17 protein-coding genes, 4 tRNA genes and 1 pseudogene are annotated in these 20,066 nt (G+C 71.2%); 10 read left to right on the forward strand and 12 right to left on the reverse strand.

The window, feature by feature from the left end:
* Positions 1 to 94: 94 nt before the first annotated feature.
* Complete coding sequence (locus ACSLTV_RS01730; RefSeq protein ID WP_432139039.1) at positions 95 to 1,591, forward strand: N,N-dimethylformamidase beta subunit family domain-containing protein; 1,497 nt, start codon at positions 95 to 97, stop codon at positions 1,589 to 1,591.
* A gap of 70 nt (positions 1,592 to 1,661) precedes the next feature.
* Positions 1,662 to 2,561, forward strand: coding sequence for a phosphoribosylaminoimidazolesuccinocarboxamide synthase (locus tag ACSLTV_RS01735; RefSeq protein ID WP_432139040.1), 900 nt, complete (start codon positions 1,662 to 1,664; stop codon positions 2,559 to 2,561).
* A 43-nt stretch (positions 2,562 to 2,604) separates the two neighbouring features.
* Here the strand turns inward: ACSLTV_RS01735 and ACSLTV_RS01740 are convergent.
* The 8 genes and pseudogenes from ACSLTV_RS01740 to ACSLTV_RS01775 form a co-directional block, all read right to left on the reverse strand.
* Positions 2,605 to 2,677: transfer RNA gene (locus tag ACSLTV_RS01740), tRNA-Gly, on the reverse strand.
* Between the two features lie 23 nt (positions 2,678 to 2,700).
* Entirely contained in the window at positions 2,701 to 3,309 is a 609-nt protein-coding gene (locus tag ACSLTV_RS01745; protein WP_432139041.1) for a response regulator, read from the reverse strand.
* Positions 3,310 to 3,827: 518 nt separating this feature from the next.
* Positions 3,828 to 5,054 (reverse strand): annotated as a pseudogene (locus tag ACSLTV_RS01750) (histidine kinase); the annotation flags it as partial.
* 29 nt (positions 5,055 to 5,083) lie between these two features.
* Positions 5,084 to 5,896 (reverse strand): ABC transporter permease, encoded by an 813-nt coding sequence (locus tag ACSLTV_RS01755; RefSeq protein ID WP_432139042.1) that lies wholly within the window; start codon positions 5,894 to 5,896, stop codon positions 5,084 to 5,086.
* Complete coding sequence (locus ACSLTV_RS01760; RefSeq protein WP_432158389.1) at positions 5,893 to 6,840, reverse strand: ABC transporter ATP-binding protein; 948 nt, start codon at positions 6,838 to 6,840, stop codon at positions 5,893 to 5,895. The genes ACSLTV_RS01755 and ACSLTV_RS01760 overlap by 4 nt, the downstream gene beginning before the upstream one ends.
* A 152-nt stretch (positions 6,841 to 6,992) precedes the next feature.
* Positions 6,993 to 7,065, reverse strand: a tRNA-Gly gene (locus tag ACSLTV_RS01765).
* Positions 7,066 to 7,145: 80 nt separating this feature from the next.
* Positions 7,146 to 7,217 (reverse strand) — tRNA-Gly (locus ACSLTV_RS01770).
* Between the two features lie 145 nt (positions 7,218 to 7,362).
* The gene (locus ACSLTV_RS01775) at positions 7,363 to 7,680 is read right to left on the reverse strand and encodes a histone-like nucleoid-structuring protein Lsr2 (protein ID WP_432139044.1); all 318 of its coding nucleotides are present in this window, start codon (positions 7,678 to 7,680) and stop codon (positions 7,363 to 7,365) included.
* A gap of 290 nt (positions 7,681 to 7,970) precedes the next feature.
* Between ACSLTV_RS01775 and purS the strand changes: the two genes are divergently transcribed.
* The 6 genes from purS to purM all read left to right on the forward strand — a co-directional run bounded on the left by purS (position 7,971) and on the right by purM (position 15,530).
* Complete coding sequence (gene purS, locus ACSLTV_RS01780; protein ID WP_432139045.1) at positions 7,971 to 8,243, forward strand: phosphoribosylformylglycinamidine synthase subunit PurS; 273 nt, start codon at positions 7,971 to 7,973, stop codon at positions 8,241 to 8,243.
* Positions 8,240 to 8,920 (forward strand): phosphoribosylformylglycinamidine synthase subunit PurQ, encoded by a 681-nt coding sequence (purQ, locus tag ACSLTV_RS01785; protein WP_432139046.1) that lies wholly within the window; start codon positions 8,240 to 8,242, stop codon positions 8,918 to 8,920. Before purS ends, purQ begins: the two co-directional genes overlap by 4 nt.
* Positions 8,917 to 11,175, forward strand: a complete 2,259-nt coding sequence (gene purL, locus ACSLTV_RS01790; protein ID WP_432139047.1) for a phosphoribosylformylglycinamidine synthase subunit PurL — start codon at positions 8,917 to 8,919, stop codon at positions 11,173 to 11,175. Before purQ ends, purL begins: the two co-directional genes overlap by 4 nt.
* A gap of 697 nt (positions 11,176 to 11,872) precedes the next feature.
* Entirely contained in the window at positions 11,873 to 12,706 is an 834-nt protein-coding gene (locus ACSLTV_RS01795; RefSeq protein WP_435611496.1) for a sterol carrier family protein, read from the forward strand.
* Positions 12,707 to 12,870: 164 nt separating this feature from the next.
* On the forward strand, positions 12,871 to 14,400 hold the full coding sequence (gene purF, locus ACSLTV_RS01800) for an amidophosphoribosyltransferase (RefSeq protein WP_432139049.1): 1,530 nt from the start codon (positions 12,871 to 12,873) through the stop codon (positions 14,398 to 14,400).
* 50 nt (positions 14,401 to 14,450) lie between these two features.
* Positions 14,451 to 15,530: a phosphoribosylformylglycinamidine cyclo-ligase gene (gene purM, locus ACSLTV_RS01805; protein ID WP_432139050.1), complete on the forward strand. Its 1,080-nt coding sequence runs from the start codon at positions 14,451 to 14,453 to the stop codon at positions 15,528 to 15,530.
* 81 nt (positions 15,531 to 15,611) lie between these two features.
* On the opposite strand, the gene ACSLTV_RS01810 is transcribed toward purM, so the two are convergent.
* Both ACSLTV_RS01810 and ACSLTV_RS01815 read right to left on the reverse strand, forming a co-directional pair.
* Positions 15,612 to 15,866 carry a DUF3073 domain-containing protein gene (locus tag ACSLTV_RS01810; RefSeq protein ID WP_432139051.1) on the reverse strand — a complete coding sequence of 85 codons (255 nt, stop codon included), beginning with the start codon at positions 15,864 to 15,866 and terminating at the stop codon, positions 15,612 to 15,614.
* Positions 15,867 to 16,180: 314 nt separating this feature from the next.
* Positions 16,181 to 17,275: a Leu/Phe/Val dehydrogenase gene (locus ACSLTV_RS01815; RefSeq protein ID WP_432139052.1), complete on the reverse strand. Its 1,095-nt coding sequence runs from the start codon at positions 17,273 to 17,275 to the stop codon at positions 16,181 to 16,183.
* Between the two features lie 255 nt (positions 17,276 to 17,530).
* Between ACSLTV_RS01815 and ACSLTV_RS01820 the strand changes: the two genes are divergently transcribed.
* Together ACSLTV_RS01820 and bldC are read left to right on the forward strand one after the other, a co-directional pair.
* Entirely contained in the window at positions 17,531 to 18,373 is an 843-nt protein-coding gene (locus tag ACSLTV_RS01820) for a hypothetical protein (protein WP_432139053.1), read from the forward strand.
* 506 nt (positions 18,374 to 18,879) lie between these two features.
* Positions 18,880 to 19,086 (forward strand): developmental transcriptional regulator BldC, encoded by a 207-nt coding sequence (gene bldC / locus ACSLTV_RS01825; protein ID WP_003949541.1) that lies wholly within the window; start codon positions 18,880 to 18,882, stop codon positions 19,084 to 19,086.
* Positions 19,087 to 19,548: 462 nt separating this feature from the next.
* Here bldC and ACSLTV_RS01830 read toward each other — a convergent pair whose 3' ends face one another.
* Positions 19,549 to 19,740 (reverse strand): DUF6274 family protein, encoded by a 192-nt coding sequence (locus tag ACSLTV_RS01830; RefSeq protein ID WP_432139054.1) that lies wholly within the window; start codon positions 19,738 to 19,740, stop codon positions 19,549 to 19,551.
* Positions 19,741 to 19,917: 177 nt separating this feature from the next.
* Positions 19,918 to 19,992 (reverse strand) — tRNA-Asp (locus ACSLTV_RS01835).
* Positions 19,993 to 20,066 lie beyond the last annotated feature (74 nt).

Below are 20,066 nucleotides of genomic sequence, written 5' to 3' on the forward strand. Positions count from 1 at the left end.
CATGGCAAGCCCACCCGACATACGACAGGCACGAGCGACACCGGGACGCGCGCGATACCGAACGGGCCGAGAAGGACCAGAAGGAGGGGACCGCATGGAGTCGGAGCAGATCCGCCGCTGGGAGTCGGGAGCACTGGCGCACGCCGTGACGGACCCCTTCGGCCAGGGCCCCGTCCCGTGGCTGCGCGGCCAGGTGACGTACTTCGACGACACCGGACAGGTGGTCCCCTGGTACGTCGACGGGCATGCCCACCGGCCGGTGCCGGGGGTGCACCGGATCCCGGCGCCGCGCACCGCGGCCGCCGGCCCCCGCTCGGCGGACGACGTGCACCGCCAGATCAAGGGCTTCGCCTCCACCGGCGCGGTCGCCCCGGGCGAGGCCGTCGACTTCCACATCACCGTCGACCCGCCCCAGGAGTTCGGCGTCGACGTCTACCGCATCGGCCACTACAGCGGCGACGGCGCGGCGAAGATCGCCACCAGCCCGCGTCTGTCCGGCATCGTCCAGCCCCCGCCGCTGACCGCCGACCGCACGGTCTCCTGCCACCACTGGTGGCTGTCCTGGAGGCTGCAGATCCCCTCCTACTGGAGCGTCGGGGCGTACGTGGCCGTCCTGACCACCGCCGACGGCTACCGCTCCCACATCCCGTTCACCATCCGCGACAACCGGGCCGCCGACCTCCTGCTGGTCCTGCCCGACGTCACCTGGCAGGCGTACAACCTCTATCCGGAGGACGGGCGGACCGGAGCCAGCCTCTACCACGCCTGGGACGAGAGCGGCCGGCTCCTCGGCGAGGCCGACGCCGCCACCACGGTCTCCTTCGACCGCCCGTACGCGGGCGCGGGCTTACCCCTGCACGTCGGGCACGCCTACGACGTCATCCGCTGGGCCGAGCGCTACGGCTACGACCTCTCCTACGCCGACGCCCGCGATCTGCACGACGGCCGGATCGACCCCACCCGCTACCGGGGGCTGGTCTTCCCCGGCCACGACGAGTACTGGTCGGTCCCCATGCGCCGCACGGCCGAGCTGGCCCGCGACAGCGGCACCTCGCTGGTCTTCCTCGCCGCCAACACCATGTACTGGCAGGTCGAGTTGAGTCCGTCGCCGTCCGGTGCCCCGAGCCGGCTGCTGACCTGCCGCAAGCGCCAGGGCCCCGGCCGGTCGGTGCTGTGGCGGGAGATCGACCGCGCCGAGCAGCAGGTGCTGGGCATCCAGTACACGGGGCACGTGCCCGAGCCGCACCCACTGATCGTCCGCAACGCCGGCCACTGGCTGTGGGAGGCGACCGGCACCCAGGAGGGCGAGGAGATCGAGGGCCTGGTCGCCGGGGAGGCCGACCGCTACTACCCGCGCACCCCGCTGCCGCCGCACGAGGAGCGCGTCCTGCTCGCCCACTCCCCGTACACCGACGCCCACGGTGTGGCCCGCCACCAGGAGACCTCCCTGTACCGGGACCCGTCCGGCGCCCTGGTCTTCGCGTCCGGGACTTTCGCGTGGTCACCCGCCCTCGACCGCCCCGGCCACGTGGACCCCCGTATCCAGCGGGCCACCGCCAATCTCCTGGACCGCATCTGCAAACGCGACTGACCCGCTGGCCGGGGGGCACCTCCGCATACGCGAGAATTGAGCCCATTGGACAGACTCACGGGGAGGAACCGTGTCCGGATTCGTAGAAAAGCCCGAACCGATCGAGGTCCCGGGCCTGGTGCATCTGCACACCGGCAAGGTGCGCGAGCTGTACCAGAACGAGGCGGGCGACCTCGTGATGGTCGCCAGCGACCGTACGTCCGCGTACGACTGGGTGCTGCCGACCGAGATCCCCGACAAGGGACGCATCCTCACGCAGCTGTCCTTGTGGTGGTTCGACCAGCTCGCCGATCTGATCCCCAACCACGTGCTGAGCACCGAGCTGCCACCCGGCGCCCCCGCCGACTGGGCCGGCCGCACCCTGGTCTGCAAGTCGCTGAGAATGCTCCCGGTGGAGTGCGTGGCCCGCGGCTACCTCACCGGCTCGGGCCTGCTGGAGTACCGGCAGACCCGCACGGTCTGCGGACTCGCCCTGCCCGAGGGGCTGGTCGACGGCAGCGAACTGCCCGCCCCGATCTTCACCCCGGCCACCAAGGCCGCCGTCGGCGACCACGACGAGAACGTCTCCTACGAGGAGGTCGCCCGCCAGGTCGGCGCCGACACCGCCGCGCAGCTGCGGCAGGCGACGCTCGCCGTCTACTCGCGCGCCCGGGACATCGCCCGGGACCGGGGGATCATCCTGGCCGACACCAAGTTCGAGTTCGGACTGGAGGGCGAGACCCTCGTCATCGCCGACGAGGTCCTCACCCCCGACTCCTCCCGCTTCTGGCCGGCCGACCGGTGGCAGCCGGGCCGCGCACAGCCGTCGTACGACAAGCAGTTCGTGCGCGACTGGCTGACGTCGGCGGAGTCCGGCTGGGACCGCGAGAGCGAGCAGCCGCCGCCCTCGCTGCCGCCCCACATCGTCGACGCGACCCGCGCCAAGTACGTCGAGGCGTACGAGCGTCTGACGGGCACCACCTGGTCGTAGGGCACGAAAAAGCCCCCCGGTGAGAACCGGGGGGCTCGATCAGAGCGGACGACGAGGCTCGAACTCGCGACCTCAACCTTGGCAAGGTTGCGCTCTACCAACTGAGCTACGTCCGCGTTGCGCCGTGGCGCGAGAGCAACTATACCCAACCTCGCTCGCGGGCGAGCCGCACCGCCGCATGACGGTTCTCGGCGCCGAGTTTCGAGACGGCCGAGGACAGGTAGTTGCGCACGGTGCCCGGCGACAGCGCGGCCCGTTCGGCGATCTCCGCGACGGGCGCCCCGTCGGCGGCGAGTTCGAGCACCTCGGCCTCCCGCGTGGTCAGCGGGGAGTCGCCGGCGGCGATGGCGTCGGCGGCCAACTCGGGGTCGACGTAGCGGTTTCCGGCGTGCACGGTCCGGATGATCTCGGCGAGCCGTTCGGCGCTCACCGTCTTCGGGACGAATCCCCGCACACCCGCCCCGAGTGCCCGCTTCAGATGCCCGGGACGGCCGTGGCTGGTCACGATCAGCACCCGGCAACCGGGCAGTTCGGCCCGCAGCGATGTGGCGACCTTCACACCGTCGGCGCCGGGCATGCGCAGATCGAGCACGGCCACGTCCGGTTCGTGGGCCCGCGCCATGGCCAGCGCCTCCGGTCCCGTCGCCGCCTCGGCGACGATCAGAAGGTCGTCCTCCAGCGACAGCAGCGCGGCGAGGGCCCCCCGGATCAGGTGCTCGTCGTCGGCCAGCAGCACCCGTACGGTCACGCCACCACCTCCCGGTCCGCCCCTGCGGCCTCGTGAGCTTGTCCGGTCCCGGCGGCCTCAAGAGTCTGTCCGGTCCCCGAGGCCTCGTGAGCTTGTCCGGTCCCGGCGGCCTCGTGAGCCTGGCCTGTCCCCGCGGCCTCGTGAGCCTGGCCCGTGCCGGCGGCCTCGTGAGCTTGTCCGGTCCCGGCGGCCTCAAGAGTCTGTCCGGTCCCCGAGGCCTCGTGAGCTTGTCCGGTCCCGGCGGCCTCGTGAGCCTGGCCTGTCCCCGCGGCCTCGTGAGCCTGGCCCGTGCCGGCGGCCTCGTGAGCCTGGCCCGCCCTCGCAGCCGCGTGAGCCACGTTCGTCTTGACGGCCTCGCCGTCCGTGTCCCCCTCTTCGGCTCCGTCCGCCTCCCGTCCCATCCCCGCAGCCCCGTCGGCCCCGTCGGCTCCGTCCGCCTCCCGCCCCACTCCCGCGGCCCCGCCGTCCCCCGTAACCCCGTAGGCTCCCGTCCCCTCCTCGTCCGGCGCCGTCTCCCCCTCGCCGCCGACCGGCACCCGCGCCACCACCCGGAACAGCCCCGCCCCGGCCACCCCGGCCTCCAGCGTCCCCCCGACCTCCCGCAGCCGCTCCCGCAACCCCGGGAGCCCGGACCCGCCCCCGCTGTCCCCCTGGCCGACCTCGCGTTCCCGGCCGGAGGCCACCGCCCCGTCGTTCTCCACCGTCAGCACCACCCGCCGCTCCGCCCGGCGCACCTCCACCGAGCACCGCCGGGCGTCCCCGTGCCGCAGCACGTTCGTCGTCGTCTCCCGGACCACCCAGCCGAGTGCCGACTGCACCTCGGCGGGCAGCCGGTCGGCCTCCCCGGAGACCTCGCACTCGATCCCGGCGGCCCGCAACACCCCCCGGGCTCCCCGGAGTTCGACCCCCAGATCGGTCTCCCGGTACCCGCGCACGACGTCCCGGACCTCGCGCTGGGACTCCTGCGCGATCCGCTGCACCTCGATCATCTGCTCCACGGCCTCCGGCCGCCCCCGCCGGGCGAGTCGCACGGCCAGCTCGCTCTTCAACGCGATCACCGCCAGGTTGCGCCCCATCACGTCGTGCAGATCGCGCCCGAACCGCAGCCGTTCCTCGGCCACGGCCAGCCGTGCGCGGGCCTCGCGGGCCTCGTCGAGTTCGTAGACCGCGTTCAGCAGCCAGACGGAGAAGACCGAGGTGAAGGCGATGAAACCGCCACCGACCAGCACCACGAGCGCGGAGACCAGCGCGGCCGGGCCGGGCCGCCCCAGGGGGAACGCCACGACGCCCGCGCCCGCCGCGAAACCGGCGACGATCGCGAAGACCCGGACCCGGTTGCGCACCCCCAGCGCGATGATCCCGGCGCCGAACACCAGCACGATCCCGAACACCCCGAGGGCGGCGGACTCGGCGCTCTCCCGGTCCGGCCCGCGTTCCGCGACGCCGATCCCCACCACGGCGACCGCCGCGGTGACCGCGGTCAGCGTCCACAGGGTCCGTACCGGCTGGAGGCGGCGGCCCCGGGTCCAGTCCAGCGACCGGGACACGGTCGCCGCACCGCACCCGGCGTGCACCACCACCAGTGCCAGCAGGGCGATGCCGAGGGCGCTGCGCAGTTCGCCGAGGAGCGGCGGCACCACCGACACGACCTCGATCAGGGCGAACGACTGGAAGGACAGCCGCGTGTACGTCTCCACCTTCTGCGGCGTGTTCTTGCCCCGCCACCAGCCCCCCGGCCTGCGCATGCGCCGCTCCTCCCCCGTCGTCCCGGTCCTCAGCGCCGTGGCTCCCACCGGAACCACCGCCGTACAGCAAACACCGCGAGCACGGTCCAGGCCAGGCCGGTCACCAGCGCGCCGAGCGCCTCCCAGGCCGACAGGTCGCCGGTCCAGCCGCCCCGCACCAGGGTGAGCACCGGGGTCAGCGGCAGCAGCTCGCAGACCGCGGCGAGCTTGTCGGGCAGCAGCTCCAGCGGCACGCTCATCCCGGACAGCGCCATCGAGACCAGCATCAGCGGCAACGTGGTGACCTGCGCGTTCTCCACGGTCCGGCTCAGCGACGCGGTGACCGCGGCCAGCGCGGCACACAGCACCAGACCCAGCAGCACTCCCAGCAGGGCGAGGTGCGGCGCGTGCGGCGCCGGCACGTCGAGGACGACGGTGCAGCCGACCGCCAGTACCAGCGACTGGGTGAGTCCGGTCGCCATGACCGGCAGCGCGGATCCGGCGAGGATCTCCGCGTCTCGCAGTTCCCCGGTGCGCAGCCGCTTGAGCACCAGTTCCTCGCGCCGGGCGGTGTAGATGCCGGACAGGGCGCCGTACACGCCGAACAGCAGGGAGAAGCCGATCGCGGCCGGCAGCAGCACCAGCCCCATGGTGAGCCCGGCCTCCCGCACGTCCATCTCGCCGACCGCCGAGCGCAGCACGGCGGGCAGCCCCAGCGGCACCAGGACCACGGTGACCAGGGTGGCCTTGCTGCGCCCGAGCAGGGTCAGTTCGGCCCGGGCGAGAGCGGCCATCCGGCTCACCGGAGTGGTCGTGCGGCGGCCTGCCCGGCGTCCCGCGGCGGTCGTCGTCCCCGTGCTCATGCCGTCGTCCTCTCGTCGCGCCGCGCGGCCTCCCGGGCGATCCCGAGGAACGCCTCCTCCAGTGACGCCGACCGCACGTCCAGCCCGCGCAGTTCCACGCCGGCCCGGTCGGCCCAGGTCAGCACGGCCGTCGCGGTGTGCTGCAGGTGGTGGGTGCGCAGTCGCAGGACGCGCCCGTCGGCCTCGTGCGCGCACACCCGCAGCTGGTCGAGGGGCGGCAGGTCCGCCACGAAGTAGCCCTCGGGCAGCTCGAACGAGATCCGTGCGGGGCGGGCCGCGGTCACCTCGGCCGGGGTACCGGCGGCGGCGATGCGCCCTTCGTGGAGGATGGCGAGCCGGTCGGCGAGGCCCTCGGCCTCCTCCAGGTAGTGCGTGGTCAGCAGCACGGTCGTCCCCGTGTCGCGCAGCGCCCGCACCAGTTCCCAGGTGTCGCGGCGGCCCTCGGCGTCCAGTCCGGTCGTCGGTTCGTCGAGGAAGAGCACCTCCGGGTCGCCGAGCAGTGCCAGCGCCAGGTCGAGCCGCCGCCGCTCGCCGCCGGACAGCTGTTTCACCCGTACCCGCGCCTTGCCGCCGAGCCCCACCAGCGCGAGTGCCTCGGCGACGGGCCGGGCCCCGCTGACGCAGCCCGCCCACATCCGCGCGGTCTCGGCGACCGTCAGCTCGGACGGGAACCCGCCCTCCTGCAGCATGACCCCGGTGCGCGGGCGTACGGCGGCCCGCTCGGTGTGGGGATCGTGGCCCAGCACCCGCACCCGGCCCGAGGTGGGCGGGGCGAGCCCCTCCAGCAGTTCGACCGTGGAGGTCTTGCCGGCGCCGTTGGTGCCCAGCAGTGCGAAGACCTCACCGCGGCCGACCTGGAAGCCGATGCCCCGGACCGCCTCGAACCCGCCCCCGTACACACGCCGGAGGTCGGTGACCTCGATCACGTGTTCCTTCGTGTCCATGGCCCCAGCGTCCCGTCCCGCGGGCGCCGACGGCAGTGCGCGCTGTCACCGCTCCGCATGACAAATGTCAGAAGCACCGGCACAAACATGACAAATATCCGTTGCGCCGACACGAAGAGACCCCGGTCCGATGGACCGGGGTCTCTTTCCCGAGCGGACGACGAGGCTCGAACTCGCGACCTCAACCTTGGCAAGGTTGCGCTCTACCAACTGAGCTACGTCCGCATTGCCTCCGACCGGCTCTCACCGATCGGCGCGTGCACCAGCCTACCTGATCCACAACGGTGGTCCGGAGGGCTTTGCAGAGCGGGTGACAGGGATCGCACACTGCGCCTTCCCCCTGGAAGGGGGATGTTCTACTACTGAACTACACCCGCGCGGCCTGTGAGCTGGGCTTTTCGGCCCCGCCCGGCGGCGTGCTCCAGACATTAGCTGATCGACCGGGGGGTAGCGCAAGTCGGCTGGGCCCAGGGCCCGCTGACGGACCCTGGGGCGTCGGGTGCGGGCGGGTTGCGCCCGCGGTCACCGGGCCGCGGCGAATGCCTCGTAGACCTTCTTGGGGATGCGCCCGCGGGCGGGTACGTCCATCTTGTTGGCCTGGGCCCAGGCGCGGACGGCCGCCGGGTCGGGGGCGACCTCCGTCTGCTGGTAGGCCTTGCCGGACCGCGACCGCTTCCGGCCGGCCTCCACGTAGGGCGCGAGCGCCTTGCGCAGTTTCCCGGCGTTGGTTTCGTTCAGGTCGATCTCGTACGACTTGCCGTCGAGTCCGAAGGCGATCGTTTCCGCCGCTTCCGAGCCGTCGATGTCGTCAAAGAGAGTGACCACGACCTTCTGCGCCACGAATATCGGTCCCTTCGTACGGCACTGGGCAATTCATTTGTACAGCGCCCAGCAATAGAATGTGAAGCCCGACTAAATCCTCCCGCGTGTCCAAAAGCAAGGGGGAGCGCGGTGACTTCGATTAGACCTCGGGTGCCGTCGGGAGATCTTTCCCTTAAATTCGGGTGTGCGCGCCCCCAGATGCCGGATCGTGACATCACTCACGTAGTTTCCTACAAGTCGACGCGCGTAGAAATTTTGTGCGGGTAGTCTGAAGGAACCTGCTCAGCACCACACCACCGGGAGTGCCAGTGGCACGCGTCGTAGTCGACGTCATGCTCAAGCCGGAGATCCTCGACCCCCAGGGCCAGGCGGTGCAGCGCGCACTGCCGCGGCTGGGATTCGACGGCATCTCCGACGTACGTCAGGGAAAGCGTTTCGAACTGGAAGTTGACGGGCCGGTCGACGAGGCCGCGCTCGCCCGCATCCGTGATCTTGCGGAATCCTTCCTCGCCAACACGGTGATCGAGGACTTCACGGTGAAGATCGAAGAGACGGCGGAAGTCGCGGAGGCCGCGAAGTGACCGCTCGTATTGGCGTCGTCACTTTCCCGGGCAGCCTCGACGACCGGGACACCCAGCGCGCGATCCGTCTCGCGGGCGCCGAACCGGTCGCCCTCTGGCACAAGGACAAGGACCTGCGTCAGGTCGACGCGGTCGTCCTCCCCGGCGGTTTCTCCTACGGCGACTACCTGCGGGCCGGTGCCATCTCCCGCTTCTCGCCGGTGATGGAGACCGTCATCGAGCAGGCGAAGGCCGGTCTGCCGGTCCTGGGCATCTGCAACGGCTTCCAGGTCCTCACCGAGGCGCACCTGCTGCCCGGCGGCATGCTCGGCAACGACCACCTGCACTTCATCTGCCGCGACCAGAAGCTGCGGGTGGAGAACGCGGACACCGCCTGGACCGCCGACTACACGGCCGGCCAGGAGATCCACATCCCGCTGAAGAACATGGACGGCCGCTACGTGGCCGACCGGTACACGCTGGACAAGCTGGAGGCCGAGGGCCGGGTGGCGTTCCGCTACCTGGACTTCAACCCGAACGGCTCGCTCAACGACATCGCCGGCATCACCAACGAGGCCGGCAACGTCGTGGGCCTGATGCCCCACCCGGAGCACGCCGTGGAGCCGGGCATCGGCACCGGCCGCACGGACGGCCTCCCCTTCTTCACGTCGATCCTCAAGAAGCTGGTCAACGCATGAGCCGGACTCCTCTGGACACGGTCGAGCACGCGGCCGCGACCCCCGACGTCGAGCTGCCCTGGGCCGAACTCGGCCTGAAGAAGGACGAGTACGAGCGCGTGGTCGAGATCCTCGGCCGCCGGCCCACCGGCGCCGAACTCGCCATGTACTCGGTCATGTGGTCCGAGCACTGCTCGTACAAGTCCTCCAAGGTCCACCTCCGCCAGTTCGGCGAGAAGGCCCCCAGGTCCGAGGCGATGCTCGTCGGCATCGGCGAGAACGCGGGTGTCGTCGACGTCGGCCAGGGCTACGCGGTCACCTTCAAGGTCGAGTCGCACAACCACCCGTCGTACGTCGAGCCCTACCAGGGTGCCGCCACCGGCGTCGGCGGCATCGTGCGCGACATCATCGCCATGGGCGCGCGCCCGGTCGCCGTGGTCGACCCGCTGCGCTTCGGCGCCGCCGACCACCCCGACACCAAGCGGGTGCTGCCGGGCGTCGTCGCCGGCATCGGCGGCTACGGCAACTGCCTGGGTCTGCCCAACATCGGCGGCGAGGTCGTCTTCGACGCCTGCTACCAGGGCAACCCGCTGGTCAACGCCGGTGCCATCGGCGTCATGAAGCACGAGGACATCCACCTCGCCAAGGCGTCCGGCGCCGGCAACAAGGTCATCCTGTACGGCGCCCGTACCGGCGGCGACGGCATCGGCGGCGCCTCCATCCTGGCCTCCGAGACCTTCGACGACGCCAAGCCGTCCAAGCGCCCGGCGGTCCAGGTCGGCGACCCCTTCCAGGAGAAGCTGCTCATCGAGTGCACCCTGGAGGCGTTCGCCGAGAAGCTGGTCGTCGGCATCCAGGACCTCGGCGCGGCGGGCCTGTCCTGCGCCACGTCCGAGCTGGCGTCGAACGGCTCGGGCGGTATGCGCGTCACCCTCGACGACGTACCGCTGCGCGACTCGACCCTCTCGCCCGAGGAAATCCTCATGAGCGAGTCGCAGGAGAGGATGTGCGCGGTCGTCGAGCCGGACAAGGTCGACCGCTTCCTGGAGATCTGCGACAAGTGGGACGTCATCGCCACCGTCATCGGTGAGGTGACCGACGGCGACCGGCTGGAGATCTTCTGGCACGGCGGCAAGATCGTCGACGTGGACCCGCGCACGGTCGCCCACGACGGCCCGGTCTACGAGCGCCCGTACGCCCGCCCGGACTGGCAGGACGCCCTGCAGGCGGACGACGCGAACAAGCTGCCGCGCCCGGTCACGTCGGAGGAACTGCGCGAGCAGGTCCTGAAGCTGGTCGCCTCGCCGAACCAGGCGTCGAAGAAGTGGATCACCTCGCAGTACGACCACTTCGTGCAGGGCAACACGGTGCTGGCCCAGCCCGAGGACTCGGGCATGATCCGCATCGACGAGGAGAGCGGCCTCGGCGTCGCCATCGCCACCGACGGCAACGGCCGGTACGCGAAGCTCGACCCGTACACCGGCGCCCAGCTCGCCCTCGCGGAGGCCTACCGGAACGTGGCGACGACGGGCGCCAAGCCGCTCGCCGTCTCCGACTGCCTGAACTTCGGCTCGCCCGAGGACCCGGCGGTCATGTGGCAGTTCGCCGAGGCGGTCCGCGGACTGGCCGACGGCTGCCTCCAGCTCGGCACCCCGGTGACCGGCGGCAATGTCTCCCTCTACAACCAGACGGGCGAGGCGGCCATCCACCCCACGCCGGTCGTCGCGGTCCTGGGCGTCATCGACGACGTCGCCCGTCGTACGCCGGTCGCCTTCCAGGAGGAGGGCCAGCTGCTGTACCTCCTCGGCGACACGCGTGAGGAGTTCGGCGGCTCGGCGTGGAGCCAGGTCGTCCACGACCACCTGGGCGGCCTGCCGCCCGCGGTCGACCTGGAGCGGGAGCGGCTGCTGGCCGAGATCCTCATCTCCGCCTCCCGCGACGGCATGATCGACTCCGCGCACGACCTGTCCGACGGCGGTCTTGTCCAGGCGGTCGTCGAGTCCGCCCTGCTCGGCGGCAAGGGCGCGCGCCTGGTCGTGCCCGACGGGCTGGACGCGTTCACCTTCCTGTTCTCCGAGTCGGCCGGCCGCGCGATCGTCGCCGTGCCGCGCTCGGAGGAGGTCCGCTTCAACGACATGTGCGGTGCCCGGGGCCTCCCGGCCACCCGTATCGGCGTCGTGGACGGCGACGCGGTGGAACTCCAGGGCGAGTTCACCGTGCCGCTGGAGGAACTGCGTACGGCTCACGAGGACACCATCCCCGCGCTGCTCAAGTAGCCGGTCGTACGACGCCGCAGGCCCCGCCCGCCGACACCGGGGGCGGGCCCTGCGGCCGTCCCCGCACGGTCGCCGCCCCACCGGTCCGGGCCCGCCGCGACGCCCCGGCGCAATGTCCCTGACCCCTTGCGGGGCTTGTGGGGACCGGTGGTCGCGCCCGTTCGGTCCTCCCCGGGCGGTCGTCCGGCACACGCCACGCCCCACCTCGCGACACGCGCCGAACGGCACCCCGCCGCCGACCTCACCACCGCCTGAGCGCCCGCCACCTTCGCGCCTTCGCTCCTCGCGCGCCTCGCGCCTCGCGCCTGCCGCCCTCGCGCCTTCGCGCCTTGCGGCTTCCGCGGCTCCCGTGCTCGCCGCCCTTCGCTCCCTGCGGTTCCCGCGGCTCCTGGGCCCTCGGGCCTGCCGCGCTCGTCGCTGCCTTGCGGCTTCCGCGGCTCCCGTGCTCGCCGCCCTTCGCGCCCTGCGGTTCCCGCGGCTCCTGGGCCCTCGGGCCCGCCGCGACCGCCGCCCCCGCGCCCCCCCGCCCGCGGAGCGCCCCGCGCCCCCGCTGCCCCCGCGCCGACGGGAGCGCGGGTGCGGTCGCCGTAGACCCCGCCGGACGCCCGAACGGGTCCTGCGCGCGCGGATCGAGGGCAGGCCGAGGACGGAACGGAAGTCCGCCGGGCGATTTCCGCGGGCGTTCTAGGCTGACCCCATGCCACCGGCCAAGAAGCGTGCCCGTACCTACGACCCCGCCAGGATCCGGGGGGCCGTGACGGCCCAGTTCGGCAACGTACGGCAGGGCGTGCGCGCTCTCACCCCCGCCCAGCTGGCCCTGCCCACCCGGCTCGGTGACTGGACGGTGCGCGACCTCGCGGCGCACGTGACTACGGCCCTGGAGAACGTCAGCCGCGCCATCGACCGCGAGGAGCCGGCCGGTCCCGGACTCACGCTCGTCCAGTGGCCCGTCGCCGCCGGGGCCCGCGCCGCCGGCGTCGCCGGTGACACCCGCCGCCTCGCCGCGGACCACCCCGACCTGGACGCCCTCTACGCCCGCACCGCCGAGCGCTTCGCCCGGCGCCTGGCCGCCGCCGACGGCCGCCGTCTCCTCGCCGCCGTCCCCCACTCCGGTCCCGGCGCGGGCGGACAGACCCCGGTCGGCGCCATGGTCCTCGACGACTTCCTGGTCACCCGCACCGTCGAGCTGATCGTCCACACCGACGACCTGAACGCGGCCGTCCCCGGCCTGGACATCCCGTACGAGCGGCAGGCCCTGGCCGCCTGCACCCGCCTCCTCGCCGACGCGCTCGCCGCGCACGCGCCCGGCGGGGCGACCGAGGTGCGGATCCCGCCCTACGCCGTCGTGCAGTGCGTCGAGGGCCCCCGGCACACCCGGGGCACCCCGCCCAACGTCGTCGAGACCGACCCGCTGACCTGGATCCGGCTGGCCACCGGGCGGCTGAGCTGGGCGGACGCGGTCGCCGATGCCAAGGTGAGCGCCAGCGGCGAGCGGGCCGACCTCGGAGGACTGCTGCCGCTGCTCCCCTGAGCCGTGGATGCCGAATGGTGTGCGACACCTCACTCAGACAACCGGCAGGAGGCCTCCCACGTCACCCCCCTCACCTCTCTGACCAGGGAAAACGCGCCGAAGATCCATTACTGAGCGGTATCCCCGATTCGGACCAGTGGTCGGCCTCGCCTACACTCGATGGCGTGCCACGTGGTGACGGTCTCCTCAATCACGATCTGCTCCCCGGCGAGAAGGGCCCCCAGGACGCATGCGGCGTCTTCGGAGTCTGGGCTCCCGGCGAAGAGGTCGCCAAGCTCACGTACTTCGGGCTCTACGCCCTCCAGCATCGGGGCCAGGAATCCGCGGGAATCGCGGTCAGCAACGGCTCCCAGATCCTCGTCTTCAAGGACATGGGCCTCGTGTCCCAGGTCTTCGACGAAACCTCGCTCGGTTCGCTCCAGGGTCACATCGCGGTCGGTCACGCCCGCTACTCGACCACCGGCGCCTCCGTGTGGGAGAACGCCCAGCCGACGTTCCGCGCCACCGGGCACGGCTCGATCGCGCTCGGTCACAACGGCAACCTGGTCAACACGGCGCAGCTCGCCGAGTTGGTCGCCGACCTCCCCAGCGACAACCACAGCCGCTCCGCCCGCGTCGCGGCCACCAACGACACCGACCTGCTCACCGCGCTCCTCGCGGCCCAGGTGGACGAGGACGGCAAGCCGCTGACCATCGAGGAGGCGGCCCACACCGTCCTCCCGAAGGTCAAGGGCGCCTTCTCCCTCGTTTTCATGGACGAGCACACCCTGTACGCCGCCCGCGACCCGCAGGGCATCCGCCCGCTGGTCCTCGGCCGCCTGGAGCGCGGCTGGGTCGTCGCCTCGGAGACCGCCGCCCTCGACATCACGGGTGCCAGCTTCGTCCGCGAGATCGAGCCGGGCGAGTTCGTCGCCATCGACGAGAACGGCCTGCGCACCTCCCGGTTCGCGGAAGCGAAGCCCAAGGGCTGTGTCTTCGAGTACGTGTACCTGGCCCGCCCCGACACCGACATCGCCGGCCGGAACGTGTACCTCTCCCGCGTGGAGATGGGCCGCCGCCTGGCGAAGGAGGCCCCCGTCGAGGCCGATCTGGTCATAGCCACCCCGGAGTCCGGCACCCCGGCCGCCATCGGCTACGCGGAGGCCTCGGGCATCCCGTTCGGCGCCGGCCTGGTGAAGAACGCCTACGTCGGCCGTACGTTCATCCAGCCCTCCCAGACCATCCGCCAGCTCGGCATCCGCCTGAAGCTGAACCCCCTGAAGGAAGTCATCAAGGGCAAGCGGCTGGTCGTCGTGGACGACTCGATCGTGCGCGGCAACACCCAGCGGGCCCTGGTCCGCATGCTCCGCGAGGCGGGCGCCGCCGAGGTCCACATCCGGATCTCCTCGCCGCCCGTGAAGTGGCCGTGCTTCTTCGGTATCGACTTCGCCACCCGCGCCGAGCTGATCGCCAACGGCATGACCATCGAGGAGATCGGCACCTCGCTGGGCGCCGACTCCCTGGCGTACATCTCCATCGACGGCATGATCGAGGCGACCACCATCGCCAAGCCCAACCTGTGCCGGGCCTGCTTCGACGGCGAGTACCCGATGGAGCTCCCGGACCCCGAGCTGCTCGGCAAGCAGCTCCTGGAGACCGAGCTGGCCGCCGGTACGGCAGCCCCGGCCGCGGTCGACGCCATCCGTCGCCCGTGAACCCGTAGATCCCGTAAGTCCTGCCGTACGACACGAAAGCTCTCACAGCCATGTCTGAGACACCCAGTGCCGAGGGCGGCGCCAGCTACGCAGCCGCGGGCGTCGACATCGAGGCGGGCGACCGCGCCGTCGAACTCATGAAGGAGTGGGTGAAGAAGACCAGGCGCCCCGAGGTCCTCGGCGGCCTCGGCGGTTTCGCCGGCCTCTTCGACGCCTCCGCCCTGAAGAACTACGAGCGGCCCCTGCTCGCCTCCGCCACCGACGGCGTCGGCACCAAGGTCGACATCGCCCGCCAGATGGGTGTCTACGACACCATCGGCCACGACCTGGTCGCCATGGTCATGGACGACATCGTGGTGTGCGGTGCCGAGCCGCTGTTCATGACCGACTACATCTGTGTCGGCAAGGTGCACCCCGAGCGGGTCGCCGCCATCGTCAAGGGCATCGCGGAGGGCTGTGTGCTGGCCGGCTGCGCGCTCGTGGGCGGCGAGACGGCCGAGCACCCCGGCCTGCTGGGCGAGGACGACTTCGACGTCGCCGGCGCCGGTACGGGCGTCGTGGAGGCCGACCGCCTGCTCGGCCCGGATCGCATCCGTACGGGTGACGCCGTGATCGCCATGGCGTCCTCCGGGCTTCACTCGAACGGGTACTCCCTGGTCCGGCACGTGCTGCTGAACCAGGCCGGGCTGTCCCTGGACGCACGGATCGAGGAGCTGGGCCGCACCCTCGGCGAGGAGCTGCTGGAGCCCACCAAGATCTACTCCCTGGACTGCCTGGCGCTCACCCGCACCACCGACGTGCACGCCTACAGCCACATCACCGGCGGCGGCCTCGCGGCCAACCTGGCCCGTGTGATCCCCGACACCCTGCACGCGGTCGTCGACCGCTCCACCTGGACCCCGGGCCCGGTCTTCGACCTCGTCGGCCGCACCGGCAGCGTCGAGCGCCTGGAGCTGGAGAAGACCCTCAACATGGGCGTCGGCATGATGGCGATCGTGCCCGAGGAGTCGACGGACGTGGCGCTGGCCACCCTGGCGGACCGGGGTGTGGACGCCTGGGTCGCGGGCGAGATCGTCGACCGCGGTGACCATGCCACGGGAGCGGAGCTGGTGGGCGACTACGCGAGCTGAGCCGGCGAGTGCTGCCCCGCGGGCAGCACAGAACCCGGTCGGTGACCGAGGTCATCGACCGGGTGGAAGCTCAGTGCGACGTCAAGCTCCGCGACGGTGTTGTGAGGACCGTTGGTCCTCGTCCTCCTCGTCGTCGTCCTCATAGAGGTCGGCGTAACGGGAGTACAGGTCGTCGTCCTGCTCATCGTCCTCGAAACGATCGCCGTTCGGCGACTGGTTCGATGTCGATGCGCCCAGCTCTTCAGCCAGGCGTGAGAGGTCCGTCCCGCCGCCGCTGTTGTACTTCAGCTGGCGGGCGACCTTCGCTTGCTTGGCCTTGGCCCGGCCGCGCCCCATGGCTCGACCCCCTCAACGACGGGGCTCGACGGCCCCAGAGTCTTGACACGCGTTCATGATCTAGAACGGCCTCTCCAGGAAGAGACCGTCTGTAGGGCTTCCACGGTACCTGAGCCCGCACCCATACGGTACGTCGCCCACAGGAAGGGCGTGTGCGCAGAACCTTCGAGGTGCCCCGTCCTCGCTGGTCAGTGGCGATTTTAACCACTTATCGGCGGACGACCCGCCGGGAAGAGTGAGAGTTCTCTCCAACCTTCCGCCCGGCGGTACCGGCCAAACACCTGTCCGAGGCACCTCGCAGCGTCAGCGGAACGTCACCATCCGCGTCGCTGGGCGGCCTCGTGCATCCGCTGTTCGGCGATCCGGTCGGCGGCCGCGGCCGGCGGAATCCCATCCGTCTTCGCACGTGCGAATATGGCCAGCGTGGTGTCGTAGATCTTCGCCGCCTTCGCCTTGCACCGCTCGAAGTCGAAGCCGTGCAGCTCGTCGGCGACCTGGATGACACCGCCGGCGTTCACCACGTAGTCCGGCGCGTACAGGATGCCCCGGTCCGCCAGGTCCTTCTCGACGCCCGGGTGGGCGAGCTGGTTGTTGGCGGCGCCGCAGACGACCCTGGCGGTCAGCACCGGCACCGAGTCGTCGTCGAGCGCGCCGCCGAGCGCGCACGGGGCGTAGATGTCCAGGCCCTCGACCCGGATCAGCGCCGCGGTGTCGGCGACGGCGGTGACGCCCTCCGGGTGCTGGTCGAGGATCCTCCGCACGGCGTCGGCGCGCACGTCGGTGATGACGACCTCGGCGCCCTCCGCGCGCAGGTGCTCCACCAGGTGGTGGCCGACCTTGCCGACCCCGGCGATGCCGACCTTGCGGCCGCGCAGCGAGGGGTCGCCCCACAGGTGCTGCGCGGAGGCGCGCATGCCCTGGTAGACGCCGAAGGAGGTGAGCACGGAGGAGTCGCCCGCGCCGCCGTTCTCCGGGGAGCGGCCGGTGGTCCAGCGGCACTCGCGGGCCACGACGTCCATGTCGGCGACGTAGGTGCCGACGTCGCAGGCGGTGACGTACCGGCCGCCGAGGGAGGCCACGAACCGCCCGTAGGCGAGCAGCAGCTCCTCGGACTTGACGGTGTCCGGGTCGCCGATGATCACGGCTTTGCCGCCGCCGTGGTCGAGTCCGGCCATGGCGTTCTTGTACGACATCCCGCGCGCGAGGTTCAGGGCGTCGGCGACGGCCTCCGCCTCGTTGGCGTACGGGTAGAAGCGCGTACCGCCGAGGGCGGGGCCCAGAGCGGTGGAGTGGAGGGCGATGACGGCCTTGAGGCCGCTGGCGCGGTCCTGACAGAGCACGACTTGCTCGTGACCCCCCTGGTCCGAGTGGAACAGGGTGTGCAGGACGCCGTTGGATACGTCGGTCACGGTAGTGACTCCTGGGTAACTGGCGGCGGTTGGGACGGAGAGCCCCTGGAAGCCTCCCACGCGCTTTTGGCGCGGTGCGGGAGGGCGGCCGGGGCCTGTGGGGAGAGAGTAGAGCCTGACGGCGCCGCCGGACGCGCAGTGGTGGGGATCACCCTCTCGTGGGGGACGTCCGTGCGACGATTCGCATGGTTCGGGGGCCCGCCCGGCGGCGGCTCCGTCAGGTTTCCCGGTCGGCCCAGGGGGGAGGGAGCAGGCGTGCCCAAGGTGTCCTCGGTGATCGTGCCCTACGCCTCGTACTTGCGCGTGTACGAACCGCTGGCCGCCTTCCCGGAGCCCGAGCGCGCCCACTGGGAGCGCTACGCCCGCCGGCCCGACCGCCCCTCCTACCAGGACGAGCTGCGCCGCTCGCTGGCGGATCTGCTGCCCACCCCGCCGGTCGCGGTACCGGTGCACGAGAGCGGCGACGCCTTCGTGCTGGAGGCGGACGGCGTGCTGTGCGTGTGCCCGTGGCGGACCCGGCTGCGGGGCTGGCAGGCGCTGGGCGAGCTGGACGAGGAGCTTCCCCCGCCGGTGCTGGACTCGGTGCTGCCGCCGCTCGTGCGCCGCCAGGCCGCGCAGGACTACGAGCGGTGGCTGGCCCGCAACCCGGACGCCCGGCCGTGGATCCGGACGGCGACCTGGCAGGTACCCATCAACTGGTTCGTGCTGGTGTCCGACGCCGAGCGGCGCTACGACCCGGGGACGGGTGACGTACCACCGCTGCTTCGCTATCGCACTCCCATGGTGCAGGCGCGCCGGCGGGTGGCCCGGGGCCTGAGGGCCCTGAAGGAGGCCATCGACGAGGGGCCGCTCATCGACGGCCTGGTGGACGTGGGCCGGTGGCTGGAGGAGTTCCATCCGCGTTCGGTGGTCGAACTCGACTACGGCGGGCTGGTGCACACGCTGCCGGACCGGCAGCTGGCGGGCGACCACTCGGCGGCGGACGTCGCCGAGGGCATCGAGGCGCTGCGGCGCGGCGACGACGAGGCGGCGAGCGAGGCGTACGCGCGGCTGGTGCGGCGCTGGCGGGCGGTCCGGGACCGGCGCTCGGCGAACTGACGGCATTTCACGGCCAGTGACGTACGTCACGGCCTGAACGCCCCCGAACCGCGTACGGTCTACCGGACTTCAGGAAATTGACGGGACGTAGGTCCTGTTCCGGGCGTTTACCTCAAGCGTGACAGATCGCACGTACGGGGCCCTTGCATCCCTTGCCACTCCTCATGCCAAAATAGGACAAGGAGCCCGGGGAGGGCTCTATCTCAGCATTGCACGCTTTGGGGGGTCTGGTGACTCCTGAACTCCACTGTGACTGATCGTCACAGTGGAGTGACTGTCCGCTATGGCATGGTCCATCGGCTTCCGTGGCTGATGGACACCTGGTGGGGGCAATTCCATCGGTTTGGCCGACGCGGCTGGACAGATGGTGTAGTTGTAGTGCCGAGGACAAGCCGTTCGTCCTATAACCGACTCGACTCGCGTCCGCCATTTCGGGCAACGCGGGTCAAGGTGCAGAATTTAGAGGAAAGAACCGAGAAGGTTCGGTTCTCCCGAGGAGGCCGCTCATGACCGCTCGCACCCCTGATGCCGAGCCGCTGCTGACCCCGGCTGAGGTCGCCACGATGTTCCGCGTCGACCCCAAGACGGTCACGCGGTGGGCGAAGGCCGGCAAGCTCACGTCGATCCGCACGCTCGGCGGGCACCGGCGCTACCGCGAGGCCGAGGTCCGCGCTCTGCTCGCGGGCATCCCGCAGCAGCGCAGCGAGGCCTGACAACTTCATAAACCGGGTGATGCGGCGGTTCCCCCAACCGCCGAGCAGCCCGAACACCAGCTCCAAGCGACGCGGGTGTCCTGCCCCAACAGGCCCCACGCCCAAGCCGTCAGAGCTCTTCAGGCAAGCAATACAGGGTGCGTCGTAGGTCGCGCCGGACTCCGCCGGGTCCGGCGCGATCTTTTTTGTGCGCGCGGGCCGGTCGGGAAGCGGGTCTGTGGGCGGCCTTGGGGGAGTCTGGGGAGACCTGTCGTGCGGGCTGTGCGCGCACTTCTGGTGATAGTGCAATTGCACATATTAAATTGACCAGTTGTATGAGACCGGTAAGAACCGTGGTCACGGAAACTTATGCGGTGACACCCGTCACATCGCGGGGGACTTGTTGTCGCCGGGCCGCGTGCGCTATTGGCCTTTGGGTGTTTCAGCGTCCGCCTGCCGCAGGGAAGTTGACGCCGGGTCCGGTCACGCGGTCGAGGGGCTGTCGTCCCCTGCCGACTCCTCGGCGTCCTGAGTACCCTGGGGCGGCGCTTCCATGGCCAGCCGCAGCAGTCGGTGGCAGACCGGGCAGTGCCGGGTCGCGTGCCCGTACGCCGACGCGGCCGCCAGATGAGCCCTCAGCAGCGCCCGCGTCTCGTGCCTCACAGATGCGGCCATGAAGCCACCTCCCCTGACTTCTGGGGTACCGAGGGAATGTGACGCCGTCAAGGGCGGACAGAGGGCCACGGACGCCCCCTGCGGGGCCCGTCAGGGCGCGTCGGTGGCCCTGACGCGGGCCGAAAGGGCAACGAAGAAGGCCCGCGTCCCTGACGGGCGCGGGCCTCTCACTTGCTGCGGTCCTGACGGGATTTGAACCCGCGGCCTCCACCTTGACAGGGTGGCGAGCACTCCAAACTGCTCCACAGGACCAGGTTTCGCCGCGCTTTCGTGCGTTGCGCTGCGAGAAGAGACTGTACAGGAGGGTGGGCCCCCGGTCGAACTCA

This window comes from Streptomyces sp. bgisy159 (assembly GCF_965341775.1).
Classification (GTDB): Bacteria; Actinomycetota; Actinomycetes; order Streptomycetales; family Streptomycetaceae; genus Streptomyces.